Raw genomic sequence first — 22,899 nt, 5'->3', positions numbered from 1 at the left:
AATTGCTTTCCCGCGCGGCAGACAGACTACGATCGAGACGTGCCGCCGTGTGCGGACCCAAGCAACCACCGACGTTGTCACAAGCGGACAACCGACGGGTACCAGGGCCGGGCGCCTAACATGCAGCCCGGCCAAGCCATGCAGAGAGAGATGAGGACAAATCCTCGTGGTGAAGACTACAGACATCACCCTTGGCACTATTGCCAAGGACCTGAAGAAGTCGCCCAGCGACGCACTCGTGATAGCCGTCGGGCAGGGGGAAGACGGGCCGGTACTGCTCGGCAACCCGCTGGGGGCGAAGGCCGCGGAGACCCTCGCGGCTTCATTGGGCCTCCTCGGCATCACGGGAGCAGCCGATCAGGTACACCGTCTGCCGGGTCTTCCGGAGACCGGTTCGGGCGTCCTCGTCCTGGCAGGTGTCGGCAAGGTCGCCGACCACGCCCTTCTCGCCGAGGAAACCCTGCGCCGGGCTGCAGGATCCGCAGTCCGCCAACTGGCCGGCTTGTCATCCGTCACGCTTGCCCTCCCGACGGCGTCCCTCGCCGACGTCGCGGCAGTCGCCGAGGGCGCCGTGCTGGGTTCCTACTCCTACACGGAGCACCGTTCCAGCAAGGACGGCCTCAAGGATCCAGTCGGCAAGGTCCTGATCCACACGGCGTTCGACGGCAAGGACGTCCAGCCCGCGCTCGATCGGGCGTTGCTCGTCGGACGCGCGGTCAACAACACCCGCACCTTGGTGAACGAGCCTCCGAGCCACCTTTACCCGGAGTCCTTTGCCGAAGCTGCCAAGGAACTGTCCAAGGGACTGCCCGTCAAGGTCACCGTTTGGGACGAAAAGCGCCTCGAAAAGGACGGCTTCGGCGGAATCCTGGGCGTCGGAAAGGGTTCGACCCGCCAGCCCCGCCTCGTCAAGGTTGAGTATGCCCCGGCCAAGGCCACCAAGAAGATCGCGCTTGTCGGCAAGGGCATCACCTTTGACACGGGCGGGATTTCCATCAAGCCGGCCCTCGGCATGGGCGACATGAAGAGCGACATGGCGGGCGCCGCCGTCGTACTTAACACTGTCCTTGCGGTCGCGGGACTCGGGTTGCCCGTCAAGGTGACCGCGTGGCTCTGCATCGCGGAGAACATGCCCTCAGGTGCTGCACAGCGCCCGGCGGACGTCCTCACCGTGTACGGCGGCAAGACGGTCGAGGTCCTCAACACCGACGCCGAGGGACGCCTCGTCATGGCGGACGGAATCGTCGCGGCCAGCCTCGAACAGCCCGACGCCATCATCGACGTCGCGACCCTGACGGGCGCCCAGCTGATCGCCCTCGGCAACCGCACCGCCGGTGTCATGGGTTCCGACGCCGTCACGGCCGCCCTCAAGTCCGCGGCAGACCGCGCCGGAGAACTCGTCTGGCCGATGCCGCTGCCGGAAGAACTGCGGGCCAGCCTCGAGTCGCAGGTGGCTGACATCGCCAACATCGGCGAACGCCACGGCGGGATGATGACCGCGGCCGTGTTCCTGCGCGAGTTCGTCGGCAAGGACGCCGAGGGCAAGCAGATCCCATGGGCACACGTCGACATCGCCGGGCCGTCCTTCAACAACGGCAGCCCCTACGGCTACACGCCCAAGCAAGGCACCGGCTGCACCGTCAGGACGCTGCTCGCCTACGTCGAAGACGTGCTGGCGGCCTAGGCAGGTCCCCCAAGTGGGGCCGGTTGATGACCGGCCCCACGGCCCGACGTGAGTCTGGCCACAAGCGCCCCACAAAAGCCTCGGCAGGGTGGAGCATGGATAAGTGGTTCGCTAAGGTGAACCACGGTAGTCACAAATGCAAGAGAACTTCGGTGCTGGCATAATCGCGGCAGTACAAGTTCCAAGACCAGATGACGCGTAGTCGCGTGTCATCGCTCACGCGAGGGAGCGTCCTAGTGGCCGATCAGGCAACTGCGCAAGAATTCGACATCCTGGTACTCGGTGGCGGCAGCGGCGGCTACGCCACGGCTCTGCGTGCCGTTCAGCTTGGTTTCACCGTTGGCCTCGTCGAGAAGGGAAAGCTCGGCGGCACCTGCCTGCACAACGGGTGTATCCCCACCAAGGCCCTGCTGCACTCGGCGGAACTGGCCGACCACGCACGGGACTCCGCCAAGTACGGCGTCAACGTCACGTTGGACAGCATCGACATCACGGCCGTGAACGCCTACAAGGACGGAATCGTCGCCGGTAAGTTCAAGGGCCTGCAGGGACTCATCAAGTCCAAGGGCATCACGGTCATCGAAGGCGAAGGAAAGCTGCAGGGCACCGACACCGTCGTCGTAGACGGCACCGCCTACAAGGGCAAGAACATCGTCCTGGCCACGGGTTCCTACTCCCGTTCCTTGCCCGGCCTGGAAATCGGCGGCCGCGTCATCACCTCCGATGAAGCGCTGACCATGGACTACATCCCCAAGAGCGTCATCGTCCTCGGCGGCGGCGTCATCGGCGTCGAGTTCGCTTCCGTGTGGAAGTCCTTCGGCGTCGACGTCACGATCGTTGAAGGCCTCCCCTCCCTCGTTCCCAACGAAGACACCGCCATCGTCAAGAACCTTGAGCGCGCCTTCAAGAAGCGCGGCATCAAGTTCAGCACCGGCGTCTTCTTCCAGGGCGTCGAGCAGGACGACAATGGCGTGAAGGTCACGCTGGTGGACGGCCAGACCTTCGAAGCCGATCTCCTCCTGGTTGCCGTTGGCCGTGGCCCCGTCACCGCCAACCTCGGCTACGAAGAAGCAGGCGTCACCATCGACCGCGGCTTCGTCATCACCAACGAACGCCTGCACACCGGCGTTGGCAACGTCTATGCCGTCGGCGACATCGTCCCTGGCGTCCAGCTGGCGCACCGCGGGTACCAGCAAGGCATCTTCGTCGCCGAAGAGATCGCCGGCCTCAACCCGGTAGTCGTCGAAGACGTGAACATCCCGAAGGTCACCTACTGCGAGCCGGAAATCGCCACCGTTGGGTACACCGAAAAGGGTGCCAAAGAGAAGTTCGGCGAGGACCAGGTCCAGACCCAGGAATACAACCTGGCAGGCAACGGCAAGAGCTCCATCCTGGGCACGGGCGGCATCGTCAAGGTGGTCCGCCAGAAAGACGGCCCGGTGGTCGGTATCCACATGATCGGTTCCCGCATGGGCGAACAGATCGGCGAAGCACAGCTCATCGTCAACTGGGAAGCACACCCTGAGGACGTTGCCCAGTTCATCCACGCACACCCGACGCAGAACGAGGCCATGGGCGAAGTCCACCTCGCGCTGGCAGGAAAGCCGCTCCACGGCTAAGTCTTTACGCAAGACACCCGGTCCTGCGCCCGCACGAACTGCGGGCGCAGGACCCCAGCAGGCAACACTCATCCGCACTAAAGATCAATAAGGAGAACGGGGACGACATGTCTGAATCCGTTAACTTGCCCGCCCTTGGTGAAAGCGTCACCGAAGGCACCGTCACTCGCTGGCTCAAGCAGGTTGGTGACCGAGTGGAAGTCGACGAGCCCCTGCTCGAAGTTTCCACCGACAAAGTAGACACCGAAATCCCGTCTCCTATTGCCGGCATCATCGAAGAAATCCTCGTAGCTGAAGACGAGACCGCCGAAGTCGGCGCTCCCCTGGTTCGGATCGGCAGCGGCAGCAACGGCGCTGCAGCGCCTGCAGCCGCGCCTTCGGAAGAAGCACCGGCAGCCCCCGCACCTGAAGCAGCACCGGCCCCTGAAACAGCACCGGCTCCCGCAGCCGAGGAAGCCCCCGCTCCTGCAGCTGCCCCTGCAGCACCGTCCGGTGAAGCCTCGGGCCACGACGTGACCCTCCCCGCCTTGGGCGAAAGCGTCACCGAAGGCACCGTCACCCGCTGGCTCAAGGCCGTCGGCGACACCGTGGAAGTGGACGAACCGCTCCTCGAGGTCTCCACCGACAAGGTCGACACCGAGATCCCCTCCCCCGTGGCAGGCACCTTGCTCGAGATCCGCGTCAACGAGGACGACACGGCCGAGGTCGGCTCCGTTCTTGCAGTCATCGGCTCCGGCGCCCCCGCCGCGGCGGCACCGGCACCAGCAGCAGCACCGGCTCCCGCCGCAGCAGCACCCGTCGTTGAATCCGTACCGGCACCGGCAGCTCCCGCACCGGCAGCTCCCGCACCCGCAGCACCGGCGGCCGCTCCCGCAGCTCCGGCACCTGTTTCCGCTCCGGCAGCGTCTTCAAGCGAATCCGGCTACGTCACCCCCCTCGTCCGCAAGCTCGCCAATCAGAGCGGTGTCGACATCACCACCGTGACGGGCACCGGCGTCGGCGGCCGTATCCGGAAGCAGGACGTGCTCGCCGCGGCCGATGCCAAGAAGGCAGCAGCCGCCGCCCCCGCCCCGGCAGCCCAGGCAGCCCCCGCCAAGCCTGCTGCCGCCCCTGTCGCGGCATCCTCGCTCCGCGGGACCGTGGAGAAGGCTCCCCGCATCCGCCAGGTCATCGCCCGCCGCATGCGCGAGTCCCTCGAAACCTCAACGCAGCTGACGCAGGTGCACGAGGTCGACATGACAAAGATCGCCAAGCTCCGCCTCAAGGCCAAGGGCTCCTTCGAAGCCCAGAACGGCGTCAAGCTGACCTTCCTGCCGTTCATCGCCAAGGCCGTAGCCGAAGCACTGAAGCAGCACCCCAAGCTGAACGCGGCATACGACGAGGGCAAGCAGGAAATCACCTACCACAACGCGGAACACCTCGCGATTGCGGTGGACACCGACAAGGGCCTCCTGGTCCCGGTTATTTCCGACGCCGGCAACCTGAACCTTGCCGGCCTGGCCGGCAAGATCGCCGACGTCGCCGGCCGTACCCGCCAGGGGAAGATCGGTCCGGACGAGCTGTCCGGCGGTACCTTCAGCATCACCAACATCGGTTCCGTTGGCGCACTGTTCGACACGCCGATCATCAACCAGCCGCAGGTGGGCATCCTGGGCACCGGCGCCATCGTCAAGCGCCCGGTCGTGGTTGCCGACGAGAACGGCGATGACTCGATCGCCGTCCGCTCCATGATGTACCTGTCGCTGACGTACGATCACCGCCTGGTTGACGGTGCCGACGCGGGCCGCTTCCTGCAGACCCTCAAGGCCCGCCTTGAGGAAGGTTCCTTCGAAGCCGACCTGGGCCTCTGATAACAGCCATCACGACGACGGGAAGGTTCCGGCGGGAAACCGCCGGGACCTTCCCGTTTTTCACTCCCGGACATTGTTCCGTGGCTTTGCTACGGCTCGTAGAAGATTCTGGCTAAGCTGGAGCCATGACTATCCTCTTCAACGTCCTGCTGTTCTTGCACATCGTCGGCGCAGCCATGATCGTGGGCTACTGGATCGCCACCTTGAAGCAGCCGACCGTCCACCCGCGCCAGCGGGACGGCGCCTTCGTGCAGCTGATCACCGGTATTGCCATGATGGGTCTCCTGCCCGTGCTCCACAATCAAGATCCGGCCGAATTCGGCGATCCCAACTATTTCAAGCTCGGCATCAAGTTCGCCATCGGCCTCGCAGTTGCCGTGATGGCCGTCATTGGTGCCCGCAAGGTCAAGAAGGGCGAACCAGTCTCCACAGGTTTGGCCCACGGCGTCGGCGGCCTGGCATTGCTCAACATCGCCATCGCCACGATCTGGCAGTGATCCGTATAGCTGCTGACTCAAGCAAACTTCGCGGCCGCCCGGACCTTCCGTCCGGGCGGCCGTTGCCGCTTAAACCGGGCCAGTCACAATCCTCTGAGAGCGGACAAGCGGTGCGCCGCCGCCGTCGAATCCCTAGGATTGATCCCGGCGGCATCCGGCATCCGGATGCCAATTCGCAACGAGGCTGAGGAGTGGACATGGCTACAACACGCACCGCACACACCGTATGGAACGGCAACCTGATCGAAGGCGCAGGCAACACCACGCTGGACAGCTCCGGACTCGGGACCTTCAACGTCACCTGGAAGGCCCGCGCGGAGTCCGCAGAGGGCAAGACCAGCCCCGAAGAGCTCATTGCCGCCGCACACTCGGCATGCTTCTCGATGGCGTTCAGCAACGGCGTCGCAGGCGCAGGCTTCACGCCGGAAGAGGTCAACACCAAGGCCGACGTCACCTTCCAGCCCGGCGAAGGCATCACGGGCATCCACCTGACCGTGAGCGCACGCATCCCCGGCGTTTCCGAAGAAGAATTCCAGCGCCTCGCCGAAGACGCCAAGCTCAACTGCCCGGTCTCCCAGGCACTCCGGGCAACCCCGATCACGCTGGATGCCACGCTCGCGTCCTAGCGGCAACCCGTCCCAAGCAGCGAAGTCCCCGCCTTTCCTTCCGGAAGGGCGGGGACTTCGTCTTGCGGGCCTCAAGCTAGCCTTGTTGCGGCCTCGCGGGCAACGCAGCCGGGCGGAGCTTGCGGTAGCCTTCGCGCAGCGGTGGCCGGTCCGTGGGTAGTTCCTGGACCATTTCCTTGAGTGCGCCGATCCCGTACTCCAGCTGGGGATCGGTGCCAGCCGCATAAGCGTGGGGCGGGAACACCACCTCGATGTCAGGCTCAACACCGAAGTTCTCCACGCTCCAGCCGATGCCGCCCGAGAACCATGTCGCATAGCGCGGCTGGGTCACGCCGGTGCCGTCTGCCAGGGAGAAACGGTTGTCGATGCCCACGACGCCGCCCCAGGTCCGGGTGCCGATGACCGGTCCGATGCCCCGAAGTTTGGACACCTGCGTGATGATGTCGCCGTCGGAGCCGGCGAATTCGTCTGCGAGGATAATGACCGGTCCGCGCGGGGCGTGCTGGGGGTAGGTTCGCGGCTTTTCGCCGCGCGGCATGCTCCAGCCGGTGACCTTGCGGCCGATCAGTTCGGCCACGAGCTGCGAGGTATGGCCGCCGCGGTTGCGCCGCACGTCGACAATCAACCCGTCCAGCGCGGTCTCGGTGTCGAGATCGCGGTGGAGCTGCGCCCAACCATTGGCCATCATGTCCGGGACATGCAGATAGCCGAACTTTCCGTCCGAGGCCTCGCGCACCGTGCGCCGGTTGGCGTGCACCCATTCCTGGTACCGCAGGCGTTCCTCGTCCTTCACCGGAACAACGGCGATCCGCCGCTGCCGGCCTGCCGCCTCACCGTGCCCGCCTCCGTTGAGGAGGGTCAGTTCCACGGTCCGGCCCGCGGCGCCCACCAGTTGTTTGGCCGGAGTACGGTCCTCGGAGAGCCCGACGCCGTCGATCGCCAGGACAACGTCGCCTACCTTCGCGTCGGCGCCCGGCCGGGTCAGCGGCGAGTTGGCCAGGGGGTCGGAGGAGTCGCCCGCGAGGATGCGTGTGATCTCCCAACCATCTTCCGTGAGATTGAGGTCGGCACCGAGCCTGCCTTGTCCATTGCTCCCGGGTTCGCACACCGCTGCCGGACGCACGTAGGCATGTGACGTGCCGAGCTCGCCGTGCAGTTCCCACAACAGGTCCACCAGGTCGTCGTGCGAGCCCAGGCGTTCGACGACGGGACGGTACCGTGCATGCACCGTATCCCAGTCCTGGCCGGCCATGTCTTCGGTCCAGAAGAAGTCCCGCTGCAGCCGCCATGCTTCGTCGAATGCCTGTCCCCATACAGCCAACGGGTCCATGACCACCCGGATCCGGTTCAGCTCAACCTTGACAAGGTCTCCGGATTCTTCCTCGGCCTTGGCGTCGGACGGGACGGCGATGACCTGCTTGTCGTTGACGAAGACCAGTTTCCGGCCGTCTCCGGACAGCCGGTAGCGCTCGACCTCGGACGCAAGCGTGACTTGCTTCAGCTTCGTAAGGTCGTAACGGACCAAGGCCGGGGCGGGTGCCTTGTCCTGCACCTTGCCACGGCCGTCTCCCGTGACACCTGAAAGCGGGGTGTCTAGCCACAACAATGCTCCGCTGGAGGCCGAAAGCGCCGAGTAGTTGCCCTGCGGTACAGGTACGCCGATGACGCGCAGCGGCAGCCCCTCACGGTCCACGCGGACCGTGACAGTCCCGGCACCATTCCCGGTATCGTCTTTCGCGCCGTCCGCCGCGTCGTTCTTCCCGTCGCGGAGGGCGTCCGCTCCATCTTCGTCCAGCAGGTCCACTACCGGGCCGAAGGGAGACGGAGTGGCTGCAGCGAGTGCCACGAGGTACGGCTTGATGGGGCTGGGGAAGGACAAATCAAAGGCGTGGCCGTCGTAGACGGGATCAAAGCTGCGGTTCGACAGGAACGCCAGGAATTTGCCGTCGGGAGTGAAGGCGGGCGATTCGTCGCAGAAGCGGCCGTCGGTGACCTCCACGATGTCCTGCGCGTTGGCGGTGTTTGCCATGCGCAGCTTGCTCCGCGAACCGAAGGACGTCACAGGTTCGGACCATGCAATCCATTGGGAGTCCGGCGACCATGCGAGGCCGTCGATGCTTCCATCCCCCACGCTGACAAGCAGCGACAGGGCGCCGCTCGCGGTGTCGGCCAGGTAGACGTCCCCGAACGCAGTACCTACGGCAAGCCACCGGCCATCGGGACTGGCTTCGAGGGCGCTGGGACGGGCTGCCCTGGGGAAATCGATCCTCAGGAGATCGCTCTGTGCATCTTCGGCTCCGCTACGTGTGGCGCCAACGGGGGCACCCGCGGGGTCCGCCGACGCGGCGGCGGCGCCCGCGGAAACAGCCCCGGGCTCCGCGTGCAGTTCCGGCTCCCGGACTCCGGACGCCGCGGGCTGACCCGTGATCGCCGACGCCGAGACGGGGCGGGGCAATTGTCCGGCCCCGGCTTCTTCAGCCTCAGGGCTCGCCGGTACGGGGTCCTGGACTGGTGTTTCGACGGCTGGCTGCGAAAAACGCGGCGCGATCCTCTTGATGTACAGGGAGTCGACGCCGTCGTGGTCCGCTACATAGGCGATACGACCGTCGACGAGAGGCCGGGGAAGCCTTGCCCGCACGCCGGGAGTCGCTTCGACCACCCGGGACGGTCCGTCTTTGTGGCGCAGCCAGTGGATGGTTCCGTGGGATTCCACAGCGCTGGCCGAGCCGGCTGCGTTGGGGACGACGTCGCCCACGTGGGCGGCAACTTTGAGGGGTGCCGGCCGGCGTGTCTGGGATGCCGAACCCAAACTGATGTCCAGCCGTACCGCCTCGGCCTCGGCCTCAAGCGTCGGCAGGATCCACAACTCGCCCGCCGATTCGAAGATGACCCGCTTGCCGTCGCTCGCCGCGTGCCGGACGTAGAAGTCCTCGTGATCGGTGTGCCGGCGCAGGTCCGAGCCGTCCGGCTGTACTGAATAGAGGTTTCCGTAACCCTCGTGGTCCGAAAGGAAAGCGATGCGTCCGCCTACCCACAACGGGTCCGCGAGGTTCCCGTTGAGCTCGGGCACCAAGCGGGCGAACTCGCCGTTCCCGTCGGCGTCGATCCACAGTTTTCCGGCGGTGCCGCCACGGTACCGCTTCCACCATGCGGGTTCGCGGGAGAGCACGCTGGAAAGGACAACGGGCCGCTCGTCCCCCACTTCCGGGCCGAAAGCCACCGATTCGACGGGGCCGAACGGAAGCTCGACGGCGGGGCCGCCGTCGAGCGGCAAGGCGTAGGCATGCGTGTGCCGTCCCTCGGCCTGTTCGAAGGCCGAGGTGACCACGACGTCACCCGTGGAGGTGAATCCCTTGACGCGGGTGGTGCCGTGACCGAAGTAGCTCAACTGCCGGTACCCGCCGCCGTCGACATTCGCGGTCACCACCTCGGGAGCGGCCCCGACGATCGTCGTCCAGACGAGCCGCTTTCCGTCCGGGGTGAACCGGGGATTGCGTGCAGGGAGCTGCTGGGCCGAAATCCGCCACGCGCGGCCTCCGGCCACGGGCGCGATCCAAACGTCGTCTTCGGCCACGAAAGTGATCAAATCACCATGCAAATGCGGGAAACGGAAGTAGCTGGAGGAGGTCATTGTTCGATCATAGTCAAAGGAGAAGCGAGCCCTTTGAGGCCTGCCGTAGTGCCGAAGTGATGCTTGCCATGATGTGATGAGGCATGCGAATCGTGATATCGGGTGCTTCAGGATTCATCGGAACCGCCCTCTGCGCGCGTCTTCTCGGCAGCGGGCACGACGTCGTCCGGTTGGTCCGGCGTGCGCCTGCGGGAACAGGCGAGGCATATTGGGATCCGGCCACGGGGCAACTGGATGAGGCGGTGCTCGACGGCGCAGACGCAGTGGTCAACCTTTCCGGGGCGGGTATCGGGGAGCGCCGCTGGACCAAAGCACGCGTGCGCGAGATTATCGACTCACGCCTGCGGACAACAACAACACTCACGACGGCGATGGCACGGCTGGGAACTCCGCCCGGAACGTTTCTGAGCCAGTCCGCATCGGGATACTACGGCTCGTCCCGGCCCGGCCTGCTCCGGGAGGACACGGGGCCAGGCAAGGGCATGCTGGCCACCCTGTGCGTCGATTGGGAAGCCGCCGCCCGCACGGCACCTGCCGGCGTACGAGTGGTGACGCCGCGTACGGGCGTCGTCCTCAGCCCGGACGGCGGAGCGCTGGGGCCACTCCTTCCGTTGTTGAAGATCGGCTTGGGCGGACCTTTGGGAAACGGTCGGCAGTACTGGCCCTGGATTTCCCTGGTGGATGAGGTTTCCGCTTTCGAATACCTGCTCGATTCCTCCCTCGAAGGTCCCGTCAACGTGTGCGCCCCGGAAAGCGCCGACGTCAACGCCATCGTTGCGCAACTGGCGGCTGCCCTGCACCGGCCGGCGTTCCTCCGGGTGCCCGCCCCGGCCCTGCGCCTCGCCCTCGGCAGCCATCTGGCAGAGGAACTTGTGCTGGCCAACCAGCGCATGGAACCGGCGCGGCTGATGGACTCGGGCTTTGCCTGGCAGCATCCCGCGCTGGCGGACGCCGCCCGGTGGGTGGCAAGCGGCGGCAAGTGACCGCCTACGCCTGCCCGGCCAGGATCTCCGTGATCCTCCACGCGTCCCCGCCACGCAGGAGAACCACCCGGAGCTCTTGTGGTTTGCCGGGGGGACGCGAGAGGACAACATTCCCCGAAGCGTCCCGTTCTTCATAGGCGGAGGTTTCCACTGTGACGGCAACAGTTGCCCGGTCCAGGCTGGAAGGTCCCTCCACATTCACGCTAGTCAAGGTCGTGGAAAAGCCCGCGAGAACTACGCCTGCATCGATCAACCCGTCCCTGAGCTTTCCGTCCGAAGCCGCAGCCACCGAGCCCTGCACGTTGACGTGTTCCAGCAGCTCGAACTTCCCCGAACGTAGCGCCATGTCCCGGATCGCCGACAGTCCCCTGATGGCTTCCTCGGGATGTGGTGATCGGATCTGTTCCCGCGCCGCCGCAGGAAGTTCCGCCGCCGACGGGACTTTGTCGAGCACGGCCTCAGGAGTCGAAGCGGAAGCCGGCGGCCCGGCCCCCGGCCCCAGGTCGCCAGCCCGCCAGGCTGTGCCGGCCCACAGCACGGTCACTGCTCCGGCGCCCGCGGCTATCCCGAGGACGAGCACAATGGACGCCACCCGCCGTCGTACGGAAACCCGCACGACAGCCCGCCGTCGCGCCCGGCCTGCCGCCGGCGAACGGTGGCGGCTGAAAAGCGCCGCGATACGGGCGCGCCTTGAGCGGGGATCGGGAGTACGACGCCGGGTCGTCAGTTCAGGGACAACCGTCGCATGTACCGAGGCGGAAAGGTCCACGGCTTCCGGCGCGGCGCTCCTGTAGACGGCAACACCCAAATCGGCGGCGGAAGGCCGCTGCTGCCCGTCGGGATGGAGGCCGGCCTCGATGGCAACGGCCAGGGCGGTGGGGACCGCGGGCACCAGTAATGTCAGGGGCGGCCGGCGGGCCGCCGTGTCGGGAGCGGAACCGGTGAGGCAATACCAGCCAAGGGCGGCGAGGGCGTACGTATCGCGTTGCGGTTGGAGTTCCGCGCTCCCCCGGACAACCGGATCGGGGGCCACGAAGCCCGGAGTTCCCGAGTCCGGGACCCCTAGAGCGTCACCCACGACGCGGGAGATGCCCAAGTCCGAAAGCAGCGGCTTCCCTTGGGCGGTGAACAGCACGTTCCCGGGGGAAATATCGGAATGCGTCATGCCTTGGCCGTGCAGATAAGCCAAGGCCTGCGCGAGGGGCGTCAGGATAGTCACCGTCTCGCCCACGCCAAGACGCCCCCTGCTGGACACCAACTGACCGAGGGATCCCCCGGGGGCGTAATCCATGACCACGCCCACGCCGCCGGCGAAGGATCCTGCCAGCTCAACGACGCCGCGGACCTTGACGAGGTGATCGTGGTCCAGCCGGGACAGGAGCCGCACCTCGCGGAGCATGGATGAGGTCGCCGCGCCTGGAGCCGACGCCTCCGGTTTCCGGCCAAGGCATTTCACGGCGAAATTGCTCCCTGACCGCAGCTCCGTTGCCAGCCACACCGTGGCGCTGCCGCCAGACCCCAACTCGCGGACCGGAACAAAACCCGGGATCACGGGGCCGGAAGGTTCTGTCCCCGAGGAAGGCATATCCCTGCCGTGGTCCTGGCCACTCCCGCCGGGCGAAAAAGTCTCCATACCTCAACAAATACCGGAAATCGCGGATTGCCGCAGAAGTTATCCACAGGCCAGGGGCCGGAGCCTAGCGGGCAAGCCGAGTACGACTGAGAGCTTGGCCACAAAATCACGGCCTGCGCCCGGCGGGGTCTAAGCTAGTTCCCATGACTCTTGAGTTTTTACAGCTGGGTCTTGCCCCGGATTTCGTCGACTACATGCAGGGCTGGGATACCCAGCGCGAACTCCACAACAAGGTTGTTGCCGGCGAGAAACCCAGCACCGTCCTGCTCCTTGAGCATGCCGCGGTCTACACGGCAGGCAAGCTCACGGAGGACCACGAGCGCCCGTTTGACGGCACGCCCGTCGTTCCGGTGGACCGTGGCGGAAAATTGACCTGGCACGGGCCGGGCCAACTCATTGCCTACCCCATCCTCAAGCTGAAGAACCGCGCTGGAATCCGTGACTACGTCGAGCGCCTCGAAGCCGTCATGATCGCGATCATGGAGGACTACGGGATCAAGGCCACGCGGGTCAAAGGCCGGGCGGGAGTCTGGGTCCTCGCCGATGACAAGGGTCCGGACCGCAAGATCGCTGCGATCGGCATCCGTGTCCTGGACGGTGTCACCATGCATGGCGTGGCAATCAACTGCAGCAACGACCTCGCTCCCTACGCGCAGATCATCGCCTGCGGCATCACCGATGCCAGCGTCACCACCATGTCCCTCGAGACTGGCAGGACCATCAATCCGGCCGACATTGCTGAGCGCTTCATCGAAGAGTTCCGCAAGCACGAAGAAGCACTCGTATCCAGCCCCGAAGGAGCACTCCAGTGACCCTGGCACCTGAAGGCCGTAAGCTGCTGCGCGTTGAACAGCGCAACAAAGCCGTCCCGGTCGAACGCAAGCCCGAGTGGATCAAGGCCAAGGTCCAGATGGGCCCGGAATTCGTGGGCCTGAAGAACCTCGTGAAAAAAGAAGGCCTGCACACCGTCTGCGAGGAAGCCGGCTGCCCGAACATCTTCGAGTGCTGGGAAGACAAGGAAGCGACCTTCCTGATCGGCGGCTCCGAATGCACCCGCCGCTGCGACTTCTGCCAGATCGACACCGGCAAACCCTCCCCCGTGGACATGTTCGAACCCACCAAGGTCGCCCGCTCCGTCCAGGCCATGAACCTGCGCTACGCCACCGTCACCGGCGTCGCGCGCGATGACCTGGCAGACGAAGGCGTCTGGCTCTACGCCGAAACCGTCCGCAAGATCCACGAACTGAACCCCGGCACCGGCGTCGAACTGCTCATCCCCGACTTCTCCGGCAAACCCGAACACATCAGCGCGATCTGCGACTCGAACCCGGAAGTCTTCGCGCACAACGTCGAAACCGTGCCCCGGATCTTCAAGCGCATCCGCCCCGCGTTCCGCTACGACCGCTCCCTGGACGTCATCACCCAGGGCCGGGCCCACGGCATGGTCACCAAATCCAACCTGATCCTGGGCATGGGCGAAACCCGGGAAGAGATCTCCGAAGCCCTGGCCGACCTGCACGCCGCGGGCTGTGACCTGATCACCATCACCCAGTACCTGCGCCCCTCCGAACGGCACCTGCCCGTGGACCGCTGGGTCAAACCCCAGGAATTCGTCGACCTCGCCACCGAAGCCGAGGAAATCGGCTTCCTCGGCGTCATGTCCGGCCCCCTGGTCCGCTCCTCCTACCGCGCCGGACGCCTCTGGGCCACCGCGATGCGCAAAAAAGGCCGCGAAATCCCCGTGCACCTTGCCCACATCGCCGAAGGCATCCAGGACTCCGGCACCACCCGCCAGGAAGCCCGCACCCTCCTCGCACACCATGCATAGCACGTCGGCAAAAGCACGGTCAAAGGACCGGATCCCGGACAAATCCGGCGTCCGGTCCTTTGGCATAAATCACGTAGAATTAAGGCACTATGGCGAAATCCCCTGATTCCAGCAACTCGACAACATCGGCTGCCGACGCTCCCAAGCGCGGCTTGTTTTCCCGCAAGCCCAAGGAAGCCAAGGCCAAGAAGCCGAGCCAGCTGAAGCAGATCGGCGAGGTCTTCAAGATGACCCGCCGGAACGACCCCATCGTCGTGTGGCTCATGCTGCTGGCGTTCCTCGGCGTCGTTGCTGTCAGCCTCATCGTCGGGCTCCTCCTGAACAACTGGATCACTGGCTTGATCATCGGCGTCCCCTTGGGCCTGCTGGCAGCTGTCTTCATCCTCTCGCGCCGCGCGGAACGGGCTGCCTTCGCGCAGATCGAGAACCAGCCCGGAGCATCCGGTGCGGCGCTGGGGACCCTGCGCCGCGGCTGGATCACGGAAGACCAGCCGGTCGCCGTCAACCCGCGCACCCAGGACGCCGTCTTCCGCGCCATCGGCCGTCCCGGCGTCGTGCTGGTCAGCGAAGGACCTTCGCACCGCGTCAAGCCGCTGGTCGACGCCGAGCGCAAGAAGCTCTCCCGCATTCTGCCGAATGTCACCATTCACGTGATCGAAAGCGGCCGAGGCGAAGGCCAAGTACCGATCAGCCAGATCGCAAAGACGATGAACAGGTACAAGAACGAGCTCACCAAGGTTGAGGTCGGCGCTGTCAGCAAGCGGATCTCTTCGCTGGGCAACCGCCTGCCGATCCCCAAGGGAATCGACCCCTACAAGGCACGCCCTGACCGCAAGGCAGCACGCGGACGCTAACTACAACGCCAGCCGCCCGTTCCTGGAATCCCCAGGAACGGGCGGCTTTTTCGTCTGCTGTTATTCTTTGTCGCCGTAAAAGTTACATCCGAATGAGGATGGTATTCACGGCCCGGTCGTGGAGGCCGCGTTGGTCGGGGTCGAAAACGACCGCAGGAATCACCAGGCACAGGAGGACCGTCCTGACGAAGGCGGCCAAGGGCCCCGCCTGTGATCCTCCGAGCCGTACGACGTGGATCCCGGCCACCCGGTGCCCGATGCTGTAGCCCAGCGTGCCGATGAGAAGGATCTGCTCCACCGCAAACACTGCAAGCGTTGCCCATTGGTTGCCGCCGAAGGCAAAGTTGCTGATCGCCAGGGCAATGACCCAGTCAATGCAGATCGCCAGGATGCGGCGACCGGCCCGGGCCATGGAGCCGGGACCGGACTCGGGCAGGCCGAGCCGCGCTCCCGGGTACTTGGAAATTCCGGACGTGTCCGGCCCTGTGAGCCATGAACCAATATCTTTACGATCAACCACACGTCAAGCTTACGGCTTCACCACCCGATGCCCGGCGGCGGGGGCCGCGGGCAGTGGATCGTTCACGGTGCTCACAAGGAAACGGACACACGGACGAAAGACATAGACTGGCACTGCAGTAGACAAGTAGCGTTTACACGGCAGGCAGTTCTGTAACCTGCTCGAAACAATACTGACACTCCGGGGAAATCCCATTTCCCTATGGTTGGAGAAGTTGCTAGCCGCCGCTTCGGGGATACTTTTTTGTTTCCCTGCTTTCGGTTTGCGCTGGATCAGACGGCCCAAGGGCCTGTTACCTGTATGCGTTAGGAGCATAGATGTTCAAGACTGCGGACGAAGTCCTCAAGTTCATCAAAGACGAAGACGTAAAGTTCGTCGATATCCGCTTCACCGATCTTCCGGGCGTCCAGCAGCACTTCAATGTGCCGGCCAAGAGCGTCGACGCTGACTTCTTTGTCAACGGCCAGCTCTTTGACGGATCTTCCATCCGCGGTTTCCAGGGCATCGCCGAGTCCGATATGCAGCTCATCCCGGACGTCACGACGGCCTTCATCGACTCCTTCCGCATCGAGAAGACCCTCGCGTTGAACTTCTCCATCGTGAACCCGCGCACCGGCGACCCGTACCACCGCGACCCTCGAGGCGTTGCCGAAAAGGCCGAAGCGTACCTGGCCTCCACGGGCATTGCCGACACGGCATTCTTTGCCCCCGAAGCCGAGTTCTACGTCTTCGACAACGTCCAGTTCGAATCCTCCCCGCAGGGTTCCTTCTACAAGGTCGACTCGATTGAAGCCCCGTGGAACACGCGCCGCGAAGAAGAAGGCGGCAACCTCGGTTACAAGACCCCGTTCAAGGGCGGCTACTTCCCGGTTGCGCCGGTTGACCACCAGGCCGACCTCCGCGACGCCATGTGCATCGCCCTGGACGAAGCAGGCCTCGAAGTCGAGCGCTCCCACCACGAGGTCGGTGCCGCCGGCCAGGCAGAGATCAACTACAAGTTCACCACGCTGGTGCACGCAGCCGACGACCTGCAGAAGTTCAAGTACGTCATCAAGAACACCGCATGGGAGTACGGCAAGTCCGTAACCTTCATGCCGAAGCCGATTTTCGGTGACAACGGCTCGGGCATGCACTGCCACCAGTCGCTGTGGAGCAACGGCGATCCGCTGTTCTACGACGAGAAGGGCTACGCCGGCCTCTCCGACACCGCGCGCTGGTACATCGGCGGTCTGCTGAAGCACTCCTCTGCCGTGCTCGCGTTCACCAACCCGACGGTCAACTCCTACCGCCGCCTGGTCAAGGGCTTCGAAGCTCCGGTCAACATGGTCTACTCGCAGGGCAACCGCTCCGCCGGTATCCGCATCCCGATCACGGGTTCCAACCCGAAGGCCAAGCGCATCGAGTTCCGCGCTCCGGACGCCGCGTCCAACCCGTACCTGGCGTTCTCCGCCCAGCTCATGGCCGGCATCGACGGCATCCGCAACCGCATCGAGCCCCCGGCTCCGATCGACAAGGACCTGTACGAACTGCCTGCCGAGGAAGCCAAGGACATCCCCAAGGCTCCGGGCTCCCTTGAGGAAGCGCTTGAGGCCCTGCGCGAGGACAACGAGTTCCTGCAGGCCGGTGGCGTGTTCACCCAGGACCTGATCGACACCTGGATCGAGTACAAGTACGAGAACGAGATCCGCCCGCTGTCGCTGCGCCCGAACCCTTACGAGTTTGAGCTCTACTACGGCGTCTAGCCGGATCACGCGGCGAAATCGGGCATAGCCCGCAGACAGTCCGCAAGAATCCGCACACAGAAAAGCCGGCCTCAGGTTTCATCACCTGGGGCCGGCTTTTTCGTATGTCGGGGCTCGTTCGGACCACCTCGACGTTCCCGCCTGGAGCGCAGCCCACGTCTCCTTCCCCCACGTGCCTTGGGAGCAGCGTGACGACTCTGGAAGCCGTGCATGCCAGACGGCCTGTGGCGCATGAGTCTTGCTCTACGATGCATCCATGACTCAACAACTCTGGCGCCGCTACATGGAGTGGCCGCTCATTGTGGCAGCCCTGGTTTTCCTCGCGGCCTACTCCGTCCAAGTCATCGGCAACCTTCAAGAACGCGCATCCGGCGTGGTGGACACGATCGTCTGGCTTACGTGGGTGCTGTTCGTTGTGGACTATCTGGCAAACCTGGTCCTCGCGCCGCAGAGGGGACGGTGGTTCATCAGGAACCTTCATGAGCTCTTGATCCTCGCACTGCCTGTCCTGCGTCCTTTGCGCCTACTCCGGCTGGTGACCTTGTTGCGGGTGCTCCGAAAGACTGCCGGGACCGCGCTGAGGGGACGGATCGTCACCTTCGTGCTCGGAGCCGCCCTGCTCCTGACCTATTGCGGAGCGCTGGCTGTTCTCGATGTCGAAGAAAACGCTGACGGTGCAAATATCCGTAATTTCGGAGATGCCCTGTGGTGGGCGCTGGTCACAATTACCACTGTTGGGTATGGGGACCACTATCCGGTCACGTTCACGGGTCGATGCGTGGCGGCCGGCCTCATGGTCTGCGGCATCGCGGTCCTCGGAGTGGTCACAGCATCGGTCGCATCATGGCTGGTGGAGCAGGTTTCCCAAGGGGCGGCAAGTGCAACGGCAAAGGCGGAAGAACCCCTTCGACTCGAAGTCCGGCGGCTTTCCGAGCAGGTGGAACGGCTCGCCGCCCTCATCGAGACAGAAGGCGCGGCGCCGTCGGATCATCCGCGTCCATAGCTGCTTTGATCAAAAAGAAGAACGGCTGTGTCCGTTAAGACACAGCCGTCCTTACCGTAAAGACCCCGGATCGCCGGGGCCGGACCCCCAAATTTTTCCTACACCCGCCGGCGCCCGCTAATCAACCTGAAGAGGAAGACGATAATCGCCAAGACGATCAGTATCGGGGCGATCCACAGAAGGAATCCCAGGGCCTTTACGGTTCCGCCAATGATAAAGAAAACGATCGCGATGACCGCGACGATTCCGAGGATGACATTCATGATGTACCTTCCGTTTCAGTCGTAAACATTCTGATGATTGCCTTTATCGTTGTGCAAACCTCAGCAACCTTACTGTAAGCATGCTTATTATTCTAATCCGGCAAGAACCTTTGACCCGATTGACGGCATTGGTGAGCGAGCGTCCGGCCAAACACCCGCATAGGTGAGCGAGCGTCCGGTTCTGCCAATCCGACGGCACTGTCGCCGCTGAGGACACCGTGGTACGTTCGGCATGATCAGGATGCTCAAGAGAGTCCTCATCCCTTCCTGCTCCTGGCGAAACCACTCAAAGCGGAGGCATACGATGACAACCTTGGTGATCTTCCATGAGGTCGACGACGTTGAGCACTGGCTGGGCTCACCGAAAAGGCAAGAGATCTTCGGACCCATGGGCTTCACGGTCCGCACGTTCGTGGATCCGGCAAAAACCAACCGGGTCGGGCTGATCGTCGAAGTCCCGGACATGGAAACGTTCCAACGGATGATGGAGTCCGACGCTGCGGCCGAGGCGATGAAGTACGACGGCGTGCGCCCGGAAACAATCGTGACGCTCGTCGAGTCCTAGATACGGCCTAGTCGCCGAAACCCCGGTACATGGTCCATTGCGGGCCGGCGGAACCGCCCAAGTACCTGCCCGCTTCGACAAAACCCGCCCTTGCGTAGGCAGCCTTGGCGGCGGGATTGCGTTCGTTGACGGAAAGCACGACGCCGGCCTGCCCGCCGCCCAGCCTCGCGGTCAGCTTCTGCGCTTCCCGGGCAGCGGCCGCAGCCGACAGGGCGCCCAGCCCCCTGCCTTGGTGCGGCTGGTCGATCAGGAAGCCCCGCAAGAGCCAGGCCGAGTGGTCGTCGGGCCATCCAGCCAAGGTTGCGGCACACGCCTGCAAGGTGAAGACTCCTACGGCGGCACCGGCCGCTTCGATCACGTATGGCAGGCGGCTTTCGTCCTCCAGACCCATGATCATCATCGTGAACGGGTCCCCGACGAAGTCTTCCTGTCCCGCAGCCAGTTCCATGGTGGCAACGTCGCCCAGCGTGACGGCGCGGGCGTCGTCGTCGAGGTCCTTCAGGGGAATGAGCCACACGGTTTCCGGCATCCTTCGAGCTTAGCCGTCGCAGCGCACTCCACGGCGCGGCCCAGGCCGGCGCTCACTGGCCGTAGAAGTCCTTCTCAAAAACGGCCCGGGTCCGCCGACTCAGGCGCAGATAGTCTTCTTCGAACACCGCGGCTTGCCCTGGAGCGTAACCACACCATCTCGCGACGGCCTCCAGATCCCTGCGGGAGGCCGGGAGGAGATCGGAAGCGCGCCCGGTGCAGATCACATTCGCGGAGCGGATACGGCTCGCGAGGCGCCAGGCTTTGCGAAGCAACACGATGTCACCCTTGGCGATCAAGTCCAGCGACTCGATCGCGTCGAGGGCCTGAAGGGTGGATGTAGTCCGGAGTTGCGGCTGCTTCCCTGCCTGTTGGAGTTGCAGCAGCTGCACAAGCCATTCGACGTCGCTGAGTCCGCCCCTGCCGAGCTTGACGTGCCTGGCCGGGTCGGCGCCCCTCGGGAGCCTTTCCGACTCAACCCGTGCCTTCACGCGCCGGATCTCCCGCACATCCGTCTCAGGGAGCGATTCCGGGTAACGGATCGGGTTGATCAGCCGGACGAACTCGGCAGCCAATTCGTCGTTGCCTGCCATGGGTTGCGCCCGCAACAGCGCTTGTGCTTCCCAGATGAGGGACCAGCGACGGTAATACTCGGCGTATGACTCCAGGGACCGGACCATGGCCCCGTTCTTCCCCTCGGGGCGAAGATCGGCGTCGACGGCGAGGACCCGCTCGGCCAGGATGGCCGGTTTGAGGGGTTGGGTCAGCAAGGTGGAAATATGTCCCACAATGGCAAGGGCTTGTTGCTGGGCCTCAGCTTCAGTCGCACCGGGAAGTGCGCGATGGACGTACATGACGTCGGCGTCCGAGCCGTAGCCAATCTCCCGCCCGCCCTGCCTGCCCATGGCAACCACGAGCACCTGTGTCTTGAGGGGTCCGTCGGAACCCACGATGGCCTCGGCGACATGCAGCGCGCCCAAAACGGCGGCCCGGTCGGCATCGGCCAATGCCGCGCCCACTGCGTCTTGCTCCAGGAGGCCCGCACTGTCCGCGATGGCTATCCGGAGGATTTCCCGGCGCCTGATGAGCCGGATCAGCCGCATCGCGTTCGCGGGATCGGCATGGCGCGACATCTTGGACTGGATTTCCTGCCACTGGGCTTCGAAGCTGAGCGGCAGGAGTTCCTTGTCGGCGCCAAGCCAGGCAACGGATTCCGGGGACACCTCCAGCAGATCGGCGATCAACCGTGAGTTGGAGAGCACATGGCAAAGCCGCTCAGCTGCCGCTTGGGAATCCCGGAGCATCCCGAGGTACCAGTGGGTGGTTCCGAGGGCTTCGCTGACGCGCCGGAAGGCGAGCAATCCGGCGTCGGGGTCTACGCCTTCGGCGAGCCAGCCGAGCAGGATGGGAAGCAGTTGCCGCTGCAGGGCGGCACGGCGGCTGACCCCCGCAGTGAGGGCCTGGATATGGCGCATGGCGCCTTGCGGGTCGCGATAGCCGAGCGCCGCAAGCCTTCCTTGGGCGGCTTCCGGAGTGAGGCGGGCATCTTCGGTGCTCAACTTCGCGGCCGTGTTGAGGAGCGGCCGGTAGAAGATGCGGTCGTGCAGTTCTCGAACAGAGCGTTTTGTCTTCTGCCAGGTTTCGATCAGGGCGTCCGGATGTGGCCGCCCCGTGGAAAAGGGCCCCAGGACCGCCTTCGCAAGGAAACGCAGGGACTCTTGGCTCGTAGGCATGAGGTGGGTACGGCGCATCTGGAACAACTGGATGCGGTGCTCGAGAACGCGCAGGTAACGGTAGGCGGCGTCGAAGGCAGCGGCATCGACCCGTCCGATGTAGCCGCCCGCGGACAGCGCGGCTATCGCCGAGGTCGTATCCCGGCAGCGGAGCGTTTCGTCGGACTTTCCGTGGACGAGTTGCAGGAGCTGGACCGTGAACTCCACATCGCGCAGGCCGCCGGGACCCAGCTTGATCTGGCGCTGTTCTTCCGCGGGCGCAATGTTGTTCGTCACCCTCCGGCGCATCGCCCGCACCGATTCCACGAAGCCTTCCCGCCCGGCCGAAGCCCACACGAGCGGCTGGACGGCTTTCTCGTAACGCGAACCCAGATCCCGGTCCCCTGCGATGGTCCGGGCCTTGAGGAGGGCCTGGAACTCCCAGCTTTCGGCCCACTTCGCGTAATAACTCAAATGCGAGGGCAACGTCCGGACGAGGGGTCCCGATTTCCCCTCGGGCCGGAGGTTCGCGTCCACTTCCCACAAACCGGGTTCGGTCCCCGTGGACGAAATGGCGCGGGAGATCCCGGCGGCCAGGGCCGTCCCGATCGTCGCGGCCTCGGCGTCCTCCAGGTCCGGCGCCTCAATCACGTAGATGACGTCGACGTCGGAAATGTAGTTGAGCTCCCGGGCACCGCATTTGCCCATTCCGATGACGGCCAGCCCGACGCCGGCAATATCGGCGGGGTCGAAAGTCGCCGCGGCTTCTGCCCTGGCAACCGCCAAGGCCGCTTCTATCGCCGCACCGGCGAGGTCCGCTAGTTCGGCGCCGACGGCGGGCATGAAGTCCTGGGGACTGGCTGCGCAAAGGTCCTTGATGGCCAGTTCGGTGAGCCCGCGCCGGTAGGCCGTCCGGAGGGCGGCATAGGCGGAGGCTCCCGTCGTCGCGGCAACGGGCCTGGGCGAGTTGGGATCTGCCTTCACCGATCGGAGAAGCTTCCTCCGCAGCTCACCCGCATCGGCGGACAAAGGTTCCGGGCTGACGCGGACATCGAAGACGTCCAGGTGTTCCGGATGCCTGATCAGAAACTCCCCCAAGGCCTCGGATGCCCCCAGCAAGCGGTAAAGCGGCTCACTGCGATCCGGGTGCTCCCCCGCGAGCTGCCTGAGCGAGGGATGCTTCTCAATCAACCGGACGAGCGACTGGAGCGCGGTGTCAGGATTCGCGCTCAGGTGCAGACCGGCAAAGATCGTTTCCTGGTCGATGCCGTCGAGTTCACGCGCGGCAAGGAAACGTTCACCTTTCTCAAGATCGCTGAAGCCGGCCGAGATGAGCCGCCGGGCCAGGCTCACACTCACGG

18 protein-coding genes are annotated in these 22,899 nt (G+C 64.7%); 12 read left to right on the top strand and 6 right to left on the bottom strand.

Going from position 1 to position 22,899, the window contains the following annotated elements; all coding sequences use genetic code 11:
- The first annotated feature begins 166 nt into the window (after positions 1-166).
- The 5 genes from OIT41_RS08015 (at position 167) to OIT41_RS07995 (ending at position 6,276) form a co-directional block, all read left to right on the top strand.
- Positions 167-1,684 carry a leucyl aminopeptidase gene (locus OIT41_RS08015; RefSeq protein WP_241708327.1) on the top strand — a complete coding sequence of 506 codons (1,518 nt, stop codon included), beginning with the start codon at positions 167-169 and terminating at the stop codon, positions 1,682-1,684.
- A 236-nt stretch (positions 1,685-1,920) separates the two neighbouring features.
- Positions 1,921-3,303 carry a dihydrolipoyl dehydrogenase gene (gene lpdA, locus OIT41_RS08010; protein ID WP_078105532.1) on the top strand — a complete coding sequence of 461 codons (1,383 nt, stop codon included), beginning with the start codon at positions 1,921-1,923 and terminating at the stop codon, positions 3,301-3,303.
- 107 nt (positions 3,304-3,410) lie between these two features.
- Positions 3,411-5,153 (top strand): 2-oxoglutarate dehydrogenase, E2 component, dihydrolipoamide succinyltransferase, encoded by a 1,743-nt coding sequence (gene sucB / locus OIT41_RS08005; RefSeq protein WP_241708328.1) that lies wholly within the window; start codon positions 3,411-3,413, stop codon positions 5,151-5,153.
- Between the two features lie 125 nt (positions 5,154-5,278).
- Positions 5,279-5,650, top strand: coding sequence for a hypothetical protein (locus OIT41_RS08000; protein ID WP_078105539.1), 372 nt, complete (start codon positions 5,279-5,281; stop codon positions 5,648-5,650).
- Between the two features lie 197 nt (positions 5,651-5,847).
- Positions 5,848-6,276, top strand: coding sequence for an OsmC family protein (locus OIT41_RS07995; RefSeq protein ID WP_078105540.1), 429 nt, complete (start codon positions 5,848-5,850; stop codon positions 6,274-6,276).
- A 76-nt stretch (positions 6,277-6,352) separates the two neighbouring features.
- Here OIT41_RS07995 and OIT41_RS07990 read toward each other — a convergent pair whose 3' ends face one another.
- Positions 6,353-9,907: a S41 family peptidase gene (locus OIT41_RS07990; protein ID WP_241708329.1), complete on the bottom strand. Its 3,555-nt coding sequence runs from the start codon at positions 9,905-9,907 to the stop codon at positions 6,353-6,355.
- A gap of 83 nt (positions 9,908-9,990) precedes the next feature.
- On the opposite strand from OIT41_RS07990, the gene OIT41_RS07985 reads away from it, so the two are divergent.
- Positions 9,991-10,890, top strand: a complete 900-nt coding sequence (locus OIT41_RS07985) for a TIGR01777 family oxidoreductase (RefSeq protein WP_241708330.1) — start codon at positions 9,991-9,993, stop codon at positions 10,888-10,890.
- Between the two features lie 4 nt (positions 10,891-10,894).
- On the opposite strand, the gene OIT41_RS07980 is transcribed toward OIT41_RS07985, so the two are convergent.
- On the bottom strand, positions 10,895-12,442 hold the full coding sequence (locus OIT41_RS07980; protein ID WP_241708331.1) for a serine/threonine-protein kinase: 1,548 nt from the start codon (positions 12,440-12,442) through the stop codon (positions 10,895-10,897).
- Between the two features lie 224 nt (positions 12,443-12,666).
- On the opposite strand from OIT41_RS07980, the gene lipB reads away from it, so the two are divergent.
- The 3 genes from lipB to OIT41_RS07965 all read left to right on the top strand — a co-directional run bounded on the left by lipB (position 12,667) and on the right by OIT41_RS07965 (position 15,205).
- The gene (gene lipB, locus OIT41_RS07975; protein WP_241708332.1) at positions 12,667-13,335 is read left to right on the top strand and encodes a lipoyl(octanoyl) transferase LipB; all 669 of its coding nucleotides are present in this window, start codon (positions 12,667-12,669) and stop codon (positions 13,333-13,335) included.
- Positions 13,332-14,351: a lipoyl synthase gene (gene lipA / locus OIT41_RS07970; RefSeq protein WP_264637738.1), complete on the top strand. Its 1,020-nt coding sequence runs from the start codon at positions 13,332-13,334 to the stop codon at positions 14,349-14,351. Before lipB ends, lipA begins: the two co-directional genes overlap by 4 nt.
- A gap of 89 nt (positions 14,352-14,440) precedes the next feature.
- On the top strand, positions 14,441-15,205 hold the full coding sequence (locus OIT41_RS07965) for a DUF4191 domain-containing protein (protein WP_264637737.1): 765 nt from the start codon (positions 14,441-14,443) through the stop codon (positions 15,203-15,205).
- Positions 15,206-15,287: 82 nt separating this feature from the next.
- Here OIT41_RS07965 and OIT41_RS07960 read toward each other — a convergent pair whose 3' ends face one another.
- Entirely contained in the window at positions 15,288-15,725 is a 438-nt protein-coding gene (locus OIT41_RS07960; protein ID WP_264637736.1) for an RDD family protein, read from the bottom strand.
- A 317-nt stretch (positions 15,726-16,042) separates the two neighbouring features.
- On the opposite strand from OIT41_RS07960, the gene glnA reads away from it, so the two are divergent.
- Entirely contained in the window at positions 16,043-17,467 is a 1,425-nt protein-coding gene (gene glnA, locus OIT41_RS07955; protein ID WP_264637735.1) for a type I glutamate--ammonia ligase, read from the top strand.
- 256 nt (positions 17,468-17,723) lie between these two features.
- Positions 17,724-18,470, top strand: a complete 747-nt coding sequence (locus tag OIT41_RS07950) for a potassium channel family protein (protein WP_241710369.1) — start codon at positions 17,724-17,726, stop codon at positions 18,468-18,470.
- 98 nt (positions 18,471-18,568) lie between these two features.
- On the opposite strand, the gene OIT41_RS07945 is transcribed toward OIT41_RS07950, so the two are convergent.
- Positions 18,569-18,733 carry a DUF2207 domain-containing protein gene (locus OIT41_RS07945; RefSeq protein ID WP_139359516.1) on the bottom strand — a complete coding sequence of 55 codons (165 nt, stop codon included), beginning with the start codon at positions 18,731-18,733 and terminating at the stop codon, positions 18,569-18,571.
- 304 nt (positions 18,734-19,037) lie between these two features.
- On the opposite strand from OIT41_RS07945, the gene OIT41_RS07940 reads away from it, so the two are divergent.
- Positions 19,038-19,298, top strand: a complete 261-nt coding sequence (locus OIT41_RS07940; protein ID WP_264637734.1) for a hypothetical protein — start codon at positions 19,038-19,040, stop codon at positions 19,296-19,298.
- A gap of 7 nt (positions 19,299-19,305) precedes the next feature.
- Here the strand turns inward: OIT41_RS07940 and OIT41_RS07935 are convergent, their stop codons facing one another.
- Together OIT41_RS07935 and OIT41_RS07930 are read right to left on the bottom strand one after the other, a co-directional pair.
- Complete coding sequence (locus OIT41_RS07935) at positions 19,306-19,827, bottom strand: GNAT family N-acetyltransferase (RefSeq protein WP_264637733.1); 522 nt, start codon at positions 19,825-19,827, stop codon at positions 19,306-19,308.
- A 52-nt stretch (positions 19,828-19,879) separates the two neighbouring features.
- On the bottom strand, positions 19,880-22,891 hold the full coding sequence (locus tag OIT41_RS07930) for a bifunctional [glutamine synthetase] adenylyltransferase/[glutamine synthetase]-adenylyl-L-tyrosine phosphorylase (protein WP_264637943.1): 3,012 nt from the start codon (positions 22,889-22,891) through the stop codon (positions 19,880-19,882).
- Positions 22,892-22,899: the final 8 nt, after the last annotated feature.

It is taken from the genome of Arthrobacter sp. YA7-1, from assembly GCF_025960325.1.
GTDB classification, from domain to species: Bacteria; Actinomycetota; Actinomycetes; order Actinomycetales; family Micrococcaceae; genus Arthrobacter; species Arthrobacter bambusae_A.
Note: the sequence above shows the minus strand (reverse complement) of the source record. Positions and strands in the feature narration are given on the sequence as shown.